The sequence below is a fragment of the Pseudomonas sp. LBUM1655 genome (assembly GCF_059716085.1).
The window spans coordinates 1,692,598-1,704,916 of sequence record NZ_CP166801.1 but is presented as its reverse complement, the minus strand read 5'-3'; the positions used below and the strand labels follow the sequence as shown (position 1 = coordinate 1,704,916).

General features: G+C 60.2%; 14 protein-coding genes. 6 read left to right on the top strand and 8 right to left on the bottom strand.

From position 1 onward, the window contains the following. Positions 1-33 precede the first annotated feature (33 nt). From ACA074_RS07620 to ACA074_RS07590, 7 genes are all read right to left on the bottom strand, one after another. Positions 34-1,455, bottom strand: a complete 1,422-nt coding sequence (locus ACA074_RS07620; protein ID WP_497617039.1) for an amino acid permease — start codon at positions 1,453-1,455, stop codon at positions 34-36. 818 nt (positions 1,456-2,273) lie between these two features. Next, positions 2,274-3,488: a 23S rRNA pseudouridine(2605) synthase RluB gene (gene rluB / locus ACA074_RS07615; protein ID WP_489878487.1), complete on the bottom strand. Its 1,215-nt coding sequence runs from the start codon at positions 3,486-3,488 to the stop codon at positions 2,274-2,276. A 143-nt stretch (positions 3,489-3,631) separates the two neighbouring features. Beyond that, the gene (locus ACA074_RS07610; protein WP_187677335.1) at positions 3,632-3,823 is read right to left on the bottom strand and encodes a DUF1289 domain-containing protein; all 192 of its coding nucleotides are present in this window, start codon (positions 3,821-3,823) and stop codon (positions 3,632-3,634) included. Between the two features lie 44 nt (positions 3,824-3,867). Further along, on the bottom strand, positions 3,868-4,839 hold the full coding sequence (gene scpB, locus ACA074_RS07605; protein ID WP_497658933.1) for an SMC-Scp complex subunit ScpB: 972 nt from the start codon (positions 4,837-4,839) through the stop codon (positions 3,868-3,870). A gap of 11 nt (positions 4,840-4,850) precedes the next feature. Further along, the gene (locus ACA074_RS07600) at positions 4,851-5,672 is read right to left on the bottom strand and encodes a segregation and condensation protein A (RefSeq protein ID WP_103305317.1); all 822 of its coding nucleotides are present in this window, start codon (positions 5,670-5,672) and stop codon (positions 4,851-4,853) included. Continuing rightward, positions 5,673-6,302 (bottom strand): L-threonylcarbamoyladenylate synthase, encoded by a 630-nt coding sequence (locus ACA074_RS07595; protein ID WP_007966016.1) that lies wholly within the window; start codon positions 6,300-6,302, stop codon positions 5,673-5,675. Between the two features lie 13 nt (positions 6,303-6,315). Then, on the bottom strand, positions 6,316-7,179 hold the full coding sequence (locus tag ACA074_RS07590; protein ID WP_497678724.1) for a PHP domain-containing protein: 864 nt from the start codon (positions 7,177-7,179) through the stop codon (positions 6,316-6,318). An 87-nt stretch (positions 7,180-7,266) separates the two neighbouring features. Here ACA074_RS07590 and ACA074_RS07585 point away from each other — a divergent pair, with 87 nt between their 5' ends. The 6 genes from ACA074_RS07585 (at position 7,267) to ACA074_RS07560 (ending at position 11,504) form a co-directional block, all read left to right on the top strand. Further along, positions 7,267-7,863: a septation protein A gene (locus ACA074_RS07585; RefSeq protein WP_187677331.1), complete on the top strand. Its 597-nt coding sequence runs from the start codon at positions 7,267-7,269 to the stop codon at positions 7,861-7,863. 1 nt (position 7,864) lies between these two features. Continuing rightward, complete coding sequence (locus ACA074_RS07580) at positions 7,865-8,164, top strand: YciI family protein (protein ID WP_187677330.1); 300 nt, start codon at positions 7,865-7,867, stop codon at positions 8,162-8,164. A gap of 120 nt (positions 8,165-8,284) precedes the next feature. After that, positions 8,285-8,695: an SH3 domain-containing protein gene (locus tag ACA074_RS07575; RefSeq protein WP_187677329.1), complete on the top strand. Its 411-nt coding sequence runs from the start codon at positions 8,285-8,287 to the stop codon at positions 8,693-8,695. 7 nt (positions 8,696-8,702) lie between these two features. Beyond that, positions 8,703-9,380 carry a response regulator transcription factor gene (locus tag ACA074_RS07570; RefSeq protein ID WP_187677328.1) on the top strand — a complete coding sequence of 226 codons (678 nt, stop codon included), beginning with the start codon at positions 8,703-8,705 and terminating at the stop codon, positions 9,378-9,380. Positions 9,381-9,515: 135 nt separating this feature from the next. Beyond that, positions 9,516-9,965 carry a Spy/CpxP family protein refolding chaperone gene (locus ACA074_RS07565; RefSeq protein ID WP_497678723.1) on the top strand — a complete coding sequence of 150 codons (450 nt, stop codon included), beginning with the start codon at positions 9,516-9,518 and terminating at the stop codon, positions 9,963-9,965. 198 nt (positions 9,966-10,163) lie between these two features. After that, complete coding sequence (locus tag ACA074_RS07560; protein WP_401268956.1) at positions 10,164-11,504, top strand: sensor histidine kinase; 1,341 nt, start codon at positions 10,164-10,166, stop codon at positions 11,502-11,504. 225 nt (positions 11,505-11,729) lie between these two features. Here ACA074_RS07560 and ACA074_RS07555 read toward each other — a convergent pair whose 3' ends face one another. Then, the gene (locus ACA074_RS07555; protein WP_187677325.1) at positions 11,730-12,296 is read right to left on the bottom strand and encodes a nitroreductase family protein; all 567 of its coding nucleotides are present in this window, start codon (positions 12,294-12,296) and stop codon (positions 11,730-11,732) included. Between the last annotated feature and the right edge of the window lie 23 nt (positions 12,297-12,319).

Genomic DNA, 12,319 nt, shown 5'->3' with positions numbered 1-12,319 from the left:
CACTTGGCCGGGTTTGTTGTTTTTGCGGTTGGCTTACTTCGCCACAGAACCCGCCGCGTGCAACGCCTGCTGCGCACCACGCTTGTTTTTGATCACGTAGCAGCCCCACATGAACACAACCCACACCGGAATCGCGTAGACCGAGATCTGGATGCCCGGGATCAGCAGCATCACACCAAGGATGAACGCTACGAACGCAAGGCAAATGTAGTTGCCATACGGATACCACAGGGCCTTGAACAGCGGCGTCTGTTTGGTCTTGTTCATGTGCTGGCGGAACTTGAAGTGCGAGAAGCTGATCATCGCCCAGTTGATCACCAGGGTCGCCACTACCAGCGACATCAGCAACTCCAGCGCGTGTTGCGGAATCAGATAGTTGAGCAGCACCGCCACCAGCGTCACCGCCGCCGAAGCGAGGATCGAACGCACTGGCACGCCACGCTTGTCGATCTTCGCCAGACCTTTCGGCGCGTCGCCCTGCTCGGCCATGCCCAGCAACATGCGGCTGTTGCAGTAGGTGCCGCTGTTGTACACCGACAGCGCCGCAGTCAGCACGACGAAGTTGAGGATATGCGCTGCGGTGCTGCTGCCGAGCATCGAGAACACTTGCACGAACGGGCTACCGCTATAGGAGTCGCCGGACGCGTTGAGGGTTTCCAGCAGGCTGTCCCACGGGGTCAGCGACAGCAGGATAACCAAGGCGCCGATGTAGAAAATCAGGATCCGGTAGATCACCTGGTTGATCGCTTTCGGGATCACGGTTTTCGGTTTGTCGGCTTCGGCTGCGGTGAAACCGAGCATTTCCAGGCCACCGAAGGAAAACATGATGATCGCCATGGCCATCACCAGACCGCTGACACCGTTGGGGAAGAAGCCGCCGTGAGCCCAGAGGTTGCTGACCGAGGCCTGCGGGCCACCATGGCCGCTGACCAGCAGGTAGCTGCCCAGCGCGATCATGCCGACGATCGCCACGACCTTGATGATCGCGAACCAGAATTCGGCTTCACCGAAGACTTTGACGTTGGCCAGGTTGATCGCATTGATCAGCACGAAGAATGCTGCAGCGGAAACCCAGGTCGGGATATCCGGCGCCCAGTAATGAATGTATTTGCCGACGGCGGTCAGCTCGGACATGCCCACCAGAATGTACAGAATCCAGCAGTTCCAGCCCGACAGAAAGCCGGCGAAGCCGCCCCAGTACTTGTGCGCAAAATGACTGAAGGAACCGGCCACCGGCTCTTCGACAATCATTTCGCCGAGCTGGCGCATGATCATGAAGGCGATGAAGCCGCAGATGGCGTAGCCGAGGATCATCGACGGACCAGCGGATTTCAGCACCCCGGCCGAGCCGAGGAACAATCCGGTACCGATCGCGCCACCGAGGGCGATCAGTTGAATATGGCGATTTTTCAGGCCGCGTTTCAGCTCGCCTGATTGCGAGGGTTGTCCACTCATGAAAAAGGTCTCACGCAAGGTTTGATGATGTTCAGTAGACGTTGCTGCAAGGTTGCGATTTCAAGCAGCCCCGATCAAACCCCAGCGCAGGCACCAGGAGTTCAGCTTTTTTACAACGGTCATGCGTCACCTGTTTGTTTTTATCTGTGACGAAATCGAACCCGACACGCTTGTGGCGCGGCGGAGTGAACAAGGCGGATAGCCTTGAGATTTGCGCGATTACGCAGAGGGTCACAGTTAAAACGCGGCGCATTGTACACCGCTAACCCCCTGCTGCCAGACTCCGCTGGATCAGCGTGTCGGTTGCCGGGATTGCGTGTGTCCGCCTCGAGACGCTCGAGCGGCTGCAAAAATTGAGTCAGACCTTTGCAGGTCATCGACGGGGACGAGGGGAAAACCGTCCCACGGTGAGAGGTGGAGATCAGTCACGGCGTTCATTGCGCCTCCTTCTTGTTATGCACCTGCACGACAGGCATGGGGCGCATCTCACCCTTCCAGCGCAGCTGAAACAAGCGTGCCAGAGCCTTGCACAACACCCAGCTGGGCGAGCTCCGGCAGTTTTTCCTTACAGCTTCGGCGCACGTTGTCGTTCATTGGGTTTTCGCGTGGTTTTCGTAAATATTTCTTTACGAGGCGTAACGTGAAATTTCCATTTCAGAATTTTCTGTCAGACGTCTGCACATTGACGGTGGTTTGCGCTGGATGACAATCCGCTGGCTGATGGGCGTTTTGTTTCCAAGTGAGCGGAAATATTTTTGCCAGACGAAAAAAAACGCCAACCCTGCGGTTGGCGTTTTTCATTCAGTCACTGAATCCGATCACTCAGGCTTCTTGCGACCGAACCCCGGACGCTGGCCAGAACCGGCCGGTGCGCCACGGCGATTGCCCGACGGCTTGTCACCGTCAACAAGCTTGATGCCCGGACGCTTCGGCGCCGGTTTGGCCGGACGCTTGTTGGTGGTGTCAGCAGGACGATCCGCTACCGGTGTACCGCGACCGGCAGGTGCACGGCCTTCGCCACGCTCGGTACGGCCGCGTGGAGCGCGCTCGCCATCCGGACGCGCGGCAGGCTTGCGACCCGGACGCTCACCTTCGATCTGCGGCTCGCGGCCTGGACGTGGGCCGGTCGGCGCGCCAGCGGCTGGACGCAGGGTGCGCACGCGCTCGGTCTTGGCCATCGGCCGCGACGATTTGCGCTGCATGCGCTCAAGCTTGTCTTTGCTCTTGGCGTTCAGTTGTGGCATCGCTACCGGCGTCAGACCGACTTCAGCACTGAGGATGTCGACTTCGTACTGACTCATTTCGCGCCAGCGCCCCATCGGCAGGTCGGAGTTGAGGAACACCGGGCCGAAACGCACGCGCTTCAGACGGCTGACAACGAGACCTTGCGACTCCCACAGACGACGAACCTCACGGTTACGACCTTCCATGACCACGCAGTGATACCAGTGGTTGAAACCTTCGCCGCCTGGAGCCTGCTTGATGTCGGTGAACTTGGCCGGGCCGTCTTCCAGCACGACGCCAGCCTTCAGACGCTCGATCATTTCATCATCGACTTCACCGCGTACACGCACGGCGTATTCACGGTCCATCTCGTAGGACGGGTGCATCAGGCGGTTGGCCAGTTCACCGTCGGTGGTGAACATCAACAGACCGGTGGTGTTGATGTCGAGGCGACCGATGTTGATCCAGCGTCCTTCTTTAGGACGTGGCAGCTTGTCGAACACGGTCGGACGGCCTTCCGGGTCGTCACGGGTGCAGATCTCGCCATCGGGTTTGTTGTACATGATCACGCGGCGTACCGATTCGGCAGCTTCTTCACGCTTGATCACCTTGCCATCAATGGTGATGGCGTCGTGCATGTCGACGCGCAGGCCGAGGGTGGCGTCTTTGCCATTGACCTTGATCCGGCCCTGGCTGATCCAGGCTTCTACGTCGCGGCGTGAGCCGACGCCGATACGGGCGAGGACTTTCTGCAGTTTTTCGCCTGCTGGGCCGATTTCCTGGTCGTCTTTCTGAATGATGTCGCTCATCTGGGCACCTCCCGGTGTGGTCTGTTCAGGCGGCGCCTGAAGCATTGAAAACTGTTTGCTTTGCCGAAGGGATCGGCGAAGGGTCGCGAATCATACGCGGATGTGGGCCATCGCGCATCAGAGACTAGCTGATCGATCGACAGTTATTTCTTTTTCCGCCGACCGGCGCCGCCAAGCTTGATCAGGCGCAGCGCAGCTTCGGCCAGCACGATGCGCTTGTCATCCTTGTCGAGTTTCTTCCAGGCTTTGATTTCGCGCTTGCTGCGCCCACAGCCGAGGCATATGTCATCGGTGAATTTGCAGAGGCTGATGCAGGGGTCTTTAGTCGAGCTCATGGGGTCTCACTTGAAGATCAAAAGATCGCAGCCTTCGGCGAGCCTCAGTCCTCGAACTCGCGGCGTTCGGCTTCGATCGCTTCGGCCAGCGCGCGGGCTTCGGCTTCTTCTTCGCTCAGTTCGGGTTCTGGTGCGGACTGCTCCAGGGCAGCAACGGCAGCCAAGAGTTTTTCCCGGGCCTCGGCAACACCAAGAATGTCCTCTTCAGGTTCGGCTTCAGGCTCGGTCTCAGGTTCAACATCAATGACTGGCTCGACAATTTCAACCTCAGGCTCGGTCGGTAGCACGTCGCCATCGGCACCATCACGCAGCAAATCGTCGAAGTCGGTCTTGATCCCCTCCTCCATGCTGTCCAGCTCCAGCAGCAAGGTGTGGAAACTGGTTTCCTCCTTCTCCTCTTCCGGCTCGGCACTGGCGTCGGCCAGTTCCTGCAAACTCTGCGGCACCGGGGCATCGTCGAAATCCAGCACCGGGTCGGCTTCCATCTCGCGCAACTCGGCCAGCGGCGGCAGGTCTTCAAGGTTCTTCAGGTTGAAGTGATCGAGAAACGCCTTGGTGGTGGCGAACATCGCCGGTTTGCCCGGCACGTCGCGGTAACCGACGATGCGGATCCACTCGCGCTCGATCAGGGTTTTGACGATGTTGCTGTTGACCGCCACACCACGAACGTCTTCGATCTCGCCTCGGGTGATCGGCTGGCGATAGGCAATCAGCGCGATGGTTTCCAGCAAGGCACGGGAATAACGCTGCGGGCGTTCTTCCCAGAGGCGGCCAACCCACGGCGAAAACTTCTCGCGAATCTGCAGGCGATAGCCGGACGAGACTTCCTTCAGCTCGAACGCGCGCCCATCACAGGACTTGGCCAACAATGCCAGGGCTTTCTTGAAGACCGGCGGTTCTGGCCGCTCGCCCTCTTCGAACAGTTCGTAGAGGCGCTCAAGGGATTGCGGTTTTCCCGAGGCCAACAGAAAGGCTTCAAGCAGGGACGCCAGCTCGCGGGGTTCAGTCAGGTTCATGTTTCGACTCGTTATTCGGCTCGGGCTCGCACGTGGATCGCGGCGAACGGCTCATTCTGCACCAGCTCGACCAAGGATTCCTTGACCAGTTCAAGGATCGCCATAAAGGTCACTACCACACCGAGGCGACCTTCTTCGGCAGTGAACAGCTCGACGAACGGCACAAAACCGCCGCCCTTGAGCCGTTCCAGCACATCGCTCATGCGCTCGCGGGTGGACAGGGCCTCGCGGCTGACCTGATGGCTTTCAAACATGTCGCCACGGCGCAGCACTTCGGCCATGCACATCAGGATTTCTTCCAGCGCCACATCGGGCAACAACTTGCGCGCCCGGGCTTCCGGGGCGTCGAGCTTGGGCACCACGACGTCGCGGCCAACCCGGCTCAAGCCATCAATGCCTTCAGCGGCCGCCTTGAAGCGTTCGTACTCCTGCAAGCGGCGGATCAGTTCGGCGCGCGGGTCGTCTTCTTCGTCTTCGACGGTTTCGGCCCGTGGCAGCAGCATGCGCGACTTGATCTCGGCCAGCATCGCGGCCATCACCAGATACTCGGCGGCCAGTTCAAGACGCACCGACTGCATCAACTCGACATAACCCATGTACTGGCGGGTGATTTCCGCCACCGGGATGTCGAGGATGTTGATGTTCTGTTTGCGGATCAGGTACAGCAGCAGGTCGAGCGGGCCTTCGAAGGCTTCAAGGAAGACCTCGAGTGCATCCGGTGGAATGTAAAGGTCCAGCGGCATTTCCATGACCGCCTGGCCATAGACCATGGCAAACGGCAGTTCCTGCTGGGCGCCGGCCTGCGGATCGACAACGGTTTCTACTGCGGACATTCAGGCCTCGACCATGAACGGGGCAGGATCGCCGCAACCGACGCGGATCACTTCCGGATCGTCGCCGGTCAGGTCGATCACGGTGGAGGCCTTGATGCCGCCAAAACCGCCGTCGATGATCAAGTCCACTTGGTGTTCGAGCAACTGGCGCATTTCGTACGGATCGCTCAGTGGATCTTCGTCGCCGGGCATGATCAGGGTCACGCTCATCAGCGGCTCGCCGAGTTCGGCCAACAGCGCCAACGCAATCGGGTGGCTCGGCACGCGCAGGCCGATGGTGCGCTTCTTCGGATGCAGGAGCAGCCGCGGCACTTCACGGGTGGCATTGAGAATGAAGGTGTACGGCCCTGGCAGGTGCGCCTTGAGAATGCGGAAGGTGCCGGTGTCGATCTTGGCGTAGTTACCCAGTTGCGACAGATCGCTGCAGATCAGCGCGAAGTTGTGTTTCTCATCGAGCTGACGCAGCCGCCGCACGCGCTCAATGGCCGTCTTGTCGCCAATCTGGCAACCAATGGCGTAGGAAGAGTCAGTGGGATAAATCACCACCCCGCCCTTGCGGATGATCTCGACTGCCTGTTTGATCAGGCGCGCTTGCGGGTTTTCCGGATGAATCTGGAAAAATTGACTCACATTCTCTACCTGTTCAGACGGCGGCAATAACTGTGTCATGTTTGAACCGACACCACAGGGGTGGAAGGTCCTCGGGAACCGGCCGGTATTGGCCGATCTCGGACCAGCCTCCAGGGCCATGAAAATCACTGCCGGCGCTGACCAGCAGACCGAACTCACGGGCAAGGATTGCCAGGCTGCCCACCTGTTCCGCAGGCTGATGGCCATTGACCACTTCGATCGCATGCCCGCCCGCTTGAATATAGTCGGCAATCAGCTTTCGGCGCTTGCTGCGGGTGAAATCGTAGTGCCATGGATGCGCCAGACTGACCCAGGCCCCGGCGGCGCGCAGGGTAGCGACAGTGTCTTCCAGAGTCGGCCAGTGCAGTTTGACGTCGCCCAGCTTGCCGGCGCCAAGCCATTTGCGGAATGCCTCGGCGCGATCCTTTACATAACCTTCACGCACCATCCAGTCGGCGAAATGCGGACGGGCCGGCGCGTTGCCGCTGTCACCCAGTGCTTGCTGGATCTGTCTTGCGCCGTCGAGGGCGCCGGGCATGCCCTTGAGGGCGAGCTTGCGGCTTATTTCTTCCGACCGCAGCCAGCGGCCATCGTGCAACTTGGCGATGGCCTCGACCAGCGGCGCGGCGTTGACGTCGAAACCGTAGCCCAACACATGGATGGTCGCGCCGCCCCAGGTGCAGGAGAGTTCGACGCCATTGACCAGTTGCATCCCCAACTCAGTCGCGGCCATGCGCGCTTCGGCGAGGCCTTCGAGGGTGTCATGGTCGGTCAATGCCAAGACTCGCACGCCGTTCTCGAACGCACGCGCAACCAGAACCGCAGGCGCCAGGGCGCCATCGGAGGCCGTGCTGTGACAGTGCAAATCAACATTCACGGGGAGTTGTAACCTCAAATCAGCCGGCGCTATCGCGCGCCCATATGTTTGTTATTATGCCGCCACATCCAGCTTCTGGCTCTCACTGTGAAACAATTCATCGATTTCATCCCGCTTCTGCTGTTTTTCATCGTTTACAAACTTGATCCACGGGTCGTCGACATTGCGGGCCATGAAGTCACTGTAGGCGGTATTTACAGCGCCACTGCGATGCTGATCATCAGCTCTCTGGCGGTGTACGGCGCGCTTTTCATCAAACAGCGCAAGCTGGAAAAGAGCCAATGGCTGACCCTGATCGCCTGCCTCGTGTTCGGCAGCCTGACCCTGGCCTTCCACAGCGAGACGTTCCTGAAATGGAAAGCCCCGGTGGTCAACTGGTTGTTCGCTGTCGCCTTCATCGGCAGCCACTTCATCGGTGACCGCCTGCTGATCAAGCGCATCATGGGCCATGCACTGACCCTGCCGGATCCAGTCTGGACGCGCCTGAACATCGCCTGGATCGCCTTTTTCCTGTTCTGCGGGGCCGCCAACCTGTTCGTCGCCTTCACCTTCCAGAGCATCTGGGTGGACTTCAAGGTGTTCGGCAGCCTGGGCATGACCGTGCTGTTCCTGGTGGCTCAGGGCATTTATCTGTCCCGTCACCTGCACGACACCGATACCACAACACCAAAAACCGAGGACTGACATGCTCTACGCAATCATTGCCACCGACGTTGCCAACTCGCTCGAAGCTCGCCTGGCCGCGCGCCCTGCGCACCTGGAACGCCTGCAAGTGCTCAAGGGCGAAGGCCGCATCGTATTGGCCGGCCCGCACCCGGCCGTCGACAGCAATGATCCGGGTGCAGCGGGTTTCACCGGCAGCCTGATCGTCGCCGAATTCGATTCCCTTAGCGCCGCGCAAGCCTGGGCCGATGCCGATCCGTACATCGCTGCCGGGGTCTACGCCACTGTGATCGTGAAGCCGTTCAAGCAAGTCCTGCCGTAACTTTCCCCCGCAAATCCTCCACGCGATGAACCTTGTCGGTTCATCGCGTTCTCAATCGCTCATTATTCTTGTTTGCCTGCCGACAACCTGCCCAATATCCATTTGGAAACAGGTGTCGCGATGCGCAAGGGTCCGTTGTGTCTGATGTTGGTCACGTTGTCGATCATGGCGCCCGCCCATGGTGAGGAAGCCACCGAAGGCGGCAGCTCTACGCCATTGTCATTGAGTGCCGGCAGCCAGATCACCGAGTTGCAACAGCGTCTCAAGGCCAGCGAGCAGCAGCGCGAAGAATTGAACAAACAACTGCAAAATGCCGACAACACCCGCGAGAGCGCCCAGCTCGCCCGGTTGCGCCAAGAGAACCAGCGCCTCAAGCTGCAACTCAAGGAAGCCCAGGCCAGCACGCTGCCGCGCCTGCTGACCGATCAGCAGCAGTGGTTCGTCACAGGCGCCGGGGTAGCGCTATTGGCGCTGCTCTGCGGTATCTTTGCCAGTGGTGCAAGCCGAAAACGTCGGCAATGGCTAAATTGAGTGAGTCATGAGCGAGCTGTTACTTATTGATGATGACGTGGAGCTGTGTGAGCTCCTGAGCAGTTGGTTGAGCCAGGAAGGCTTCCAGGTGCGCGCCTGCCACGACGGTCAGAGCGCCCGCAAGGCCTTGGCCGAAACCGCTCCGGCGGCAGTGGTGCTGGACGTGATGCTGCCCGATGGCAGTGGTCTGGAACTGCTCAAGCAATTGCGTAACGATCACGCCGATCTGCCGGTGCTGATGCTCTCCGCCCGTGGCGAGCCGCTGGACCGCATTCTCGGCCTGGAACTGGGCGCCGACGATTACCTGGCCAAACCCTGCGACCCGCGTGAACTGACTGCCCGCTTGCGCGCCGTGTTGCGCCGCAGCCATCCGGCCGCCGTGTCGACGCAGTTGGAACTGGGTGACCTGAGTTTCAGCCCGGTGCGCGGCGTGGTCAGCATCGACGAGAAAGAACTGACCCTTACCGTTTCCGAAAGCCGCTTGCTCGAAGCGTTGCTCAAACAGCCCGGCGAGCCGCTGGACAAACAGGAACTGGCGCAACTTGCCCTCGGCCGCAAGTTGACCTTGTACGACCGCAGCCTCGACATGCACGTCAGCAACCTGCGCAAAAAGATCGGCCCACACCCCGACGGCCGCCCGCGGATCGTGGCTCTGCGCAGCCGCGGTTACTACTACAGCCTCTGACGCTGTGTCATTTTTGTCAGGTCAGCGCCGTATCGTCTTTACCCAAGCTTTACGTAGCGCTGACCGCCGCTGACCTTGATCTCCGTAATCTGAACTCATCCGGAACGTACCGGGAACGAGACAAGGAGATACACCATGCGCAAGACTCTTATCGCTCTGATGTTCGCTGCCGCTCTGCCAACCGTCGCCATGGCCATGCCGCAAGATGGCGGCCCGATGGGTGGCCCGCTCGACGGCCCACGCCACGGCGGTCAGATGCACGGCATGCACGGCAAAGGCCCGTACAGCCAACTCGACCTGTCCCGCGAACAACGCGAGCAGATCCGCAAGATCATGGGCGAGCAGATGCACGAGCGTAAGCAAGTGGTCGACAAGTACCTGGAAAAACTCTCGCCAGCCGACCAGAAAGCCATGAAGGACGAGATCGCGGCCAACCACAAAAAAGCCGAGTCCGATGTCCGCGCCGTGTTGAAACCGGATCAACAGAAGAAATTCGACGAGATGCAGAAGAAACAGGCCGAACGTCGCGCAGAATGGGCCGAGTTCAAGGCCTGGAAAGCGCAACAGCCGCAAAAGGCGCAATAATGTTCTGACTTCAGGCCCAACGGCTTAAACCGTTGGGCCTGCTTACATTCGACCCTGCAGGAGCTGCCGCAGGCTGCGATCTTTTAGCTGTGGGACGCAGAGCGTCCCCGGCTGCGTTCCCACGCAGAGCGTGGGAACGATCAGATCGCAGCCTGCGGCAACTCCTACAGGGGTTTTGTGTCTGATTGAGGATTTTCTGTGCGTTCATTGTTCTGGCGTATTCTCGCGAGCTTCTGGCTGGCTATCGCTCTGGTGGCAGGGCTCTCCATTCTGCTGGGGCACATGCTCAATCAGGACGCGTGGATCCTCAGTCGTCACCCCGGCCTCAACACTCTGGCCGCCGAGTGGACGCAGACCTACGAAGCCCAAGGCGAAGAAGCCGCCCAGAATATCCTCGAGCAACGCAAACGCCAGTACCACATCGACGTTCAGGTCCTCAACGAGACCGGCGACCCAGTGGTGCGCGGCACCTTTCCCCGCCGCGCGGCAGCCTTCGAAGCCCGCCAGAACAACGATGACCGCCGCCTGCCATGGCGGCGTCTGACCGATGAATTCACCAGTGACAAAACCGGCGACACCTACCTGTTCATCTACCGCATCCCGCACCCGGAACTCGACGCCTGGCACCGCGAAAGCCTGCTCTGGCCGTTAAGTGCGCTGGGTATCGCGCTGGTGGTGCTAACCCTGTTCAGCCTGCTGGTGACGTTCTCCATCACCCGCCCGCTCAGCCGCTTGCGCGGCGCGGTGCATGATCTGGGGCAGACGACTTATCAGCAAAATAGCCTGGCGAAACTGGCCAACCGCCGCGACGAGTTCGGCGTGCTGGCAACCGACTTCAACCGCATGGGCGCGCGCCTGCAAAGTCTGATCGGCAGTCAGCGGCAACTGCTGCGCGACGTGTCCCACGAGCTGCGTTCACCGCTGGCACGCCTGCGCATTGCCTTGGCGCTGGCCGAACGGGCAAACCCTGAAGAACGGGAAAAGCTCTGGCCCCGCCTGACCCGCGAATGCGACCGGCTCGAAGCGTTGATCAGTGAAATTCTGGTGTTGGCGCGGGTCGATGCCGACAACGCCAGCGCTGAAGAAGTGGACTTGAACGCACTGCTCAGCCTTCTGCAAAAGGACGCGCAACTCGGCTCGCCAGAGCAGACCGTGCACCTGGACGTCGAGCCGCAACTGAATTTCAAGGGTTGGCCGACCATGATCGAGCGCGCTGTCGATAACCTGCTGCGCAATGCCCAGCGTTTCAATCCGGAGGGCCAGCCGATTGAAATGAAGGCCTCACGTCAGGGCGAACGCATCGTGGTGAGCGTGCGTGACCATGGGCCGGGGGTGCAGGCCGAGCATTTGAATCAGTTAGGCGAGCCGTTCTATCGGGCGCCGGGGCAGACCGCAGCGGGGCATGGTCTTGGATTGGCGATTGCCAAGCGTGCGGCGGAGCGCCATGGCGGGAGTCTGGTGTTGGCGAATCATTCTGAGGGCGGGTTTATTGCCAGTCTGGAGTTGCCGTTGGTGCCGGGTGCTGTAGTGCAGCCCTAAGAGCCACCCTCACCCCAGCCCTCTCCCGGAGGGAGACGGGGCCGACCGAAGGGTCTTGCGTCATACATCGACCTGAAAAACCGTGTCGATTATGGTTACACCAAGCGCTAAACCGAGTCGATTCCGGATTCACCAAAAATCGCTCAGGTCGGCGTATCTCTGGAGTATCCCCCAATCAGTCCCCTCTCCCCCCGGGAGAGGGTTAGGGTGAGGGGCTTTTGATCTTCAGGCTTTACCCGGCCAAGCGCTGACAAACTCCGCCAGATCAACCTTCTCAGCCACACGCGGTTCTTTCTGCGGCGTACCGAGGTACAGGAAGGCAATCACTTCTTCACCTTCCGCCAGCCCCAGGCCTTTGGCCACATGCGCCGAATAAGCCAGATCACCGGTACGCCAAACAGCACCAATCCCCTGCGCATACGCTGCCAGCAAAATCCCGTGCGCCGCACAGCCCGCCGCCAGCAATTGCTCAGCCTTCGGGTACTTGACGTGTTCCTGCAACTTCGCGATCACCACAACTACCAACGGCGCCCGCAGTGGGCCGTTGCGGGCTTTGTCGATCATTGCTTCAGTGACTTCGCCTTCCTGCTTCTGCGCAGCCTCGGCCAGCAACTCGCCCATCTGCTCACGCGCCGCGCCTTCGACAGTCAGGAAGCGATACGGCTGCAAATGCCCGTGATCCGGTGCACGCAGCGCCGCGCCAAACAAGGCTTCGCGCTGCTCGGCAGTCGGGGCCGGTTCGACCAGTCGGGGAACGGAAACACGGTTGAGCAAAGCGTCGAGAGCCTGCATCGGCCACCTCCTGAGAAAAATGT

Excerpts from the sequence above, each read along its gene's own strand:
- ACA074_RS07620 (WP_497617039.1), bottom strand. The coding sequence starts at position 1,455 with ATGAGTGGACAACCCTCGCAATCAGGCGAGCTGAAACGCGGCCTGAAA.
- ACA074_RS07575 (WP_187677329.1), top strand. The coding sequence starts at position 8,285 with ATGCGCAAGGGTCCGTTGTGTCTGATGTTGGTCACGTTGTCGATCATG.
- rluB (WP_489878487.1), bottom strand. The coding sequence starts at position 3,488 with ATGAGCGACATCATTCAGAAAGACGACCAGGAAATCGGCCCAGCAGGC.
- ACA074_RS07600 (WP_103305317.1), bottom strand. The coding sequence starts at position 5,672 with ATGTCCGCAGTAGAAACCGTTGTCGATCCGCAGGCCGGCGCCCAGCAG.
- ACA074_RS07555 (WP_187677325.1), bottom strand. The coding sequence starts at position 12,296 with ATGCAGGCTCTCGACGCTTTGCTCAACCGTGTTTCCGTTCCCCGACTG.
- scpB (WP_497658933.1), bottom strand. The coding sequence starts at position 4,839 with ATGAACCTGACTGAACCCCGCGAGCTGGCGTCCCTGCTTGAAGCCTTT.
- ACA074_RS07610 (WP_187677335.1), bottom strand. The coding sequence starts at position 3,823 with ATGAGCTCGACTAAAGACCCCTGCATCAGCCTCTGCAAATTCACCGAT.
- ACA074_RS07580 (WP_187677330.1), top strand. The coding sequence starts at position 7,865 with ATGCTCTACGCAATCATTGCCACCGACGTTGCCAACTCGCTCGAAGCT.
- ACA074_RS07570 (WP_187677328.1), top strand. The coding sequence starts at position 8,703 with ATGAGCGAGCTGTTACTTATTGATGATGACGTGGAGCTGTGTGAGCTC.
- ACA074_RS07565 (WP_497678723.1), top strand. The coding sequence starts at position 9,516 with ATGCGCAAGACTCTTATCGCTCTGATGTTCGCTGCCGCTCTGCCAACC.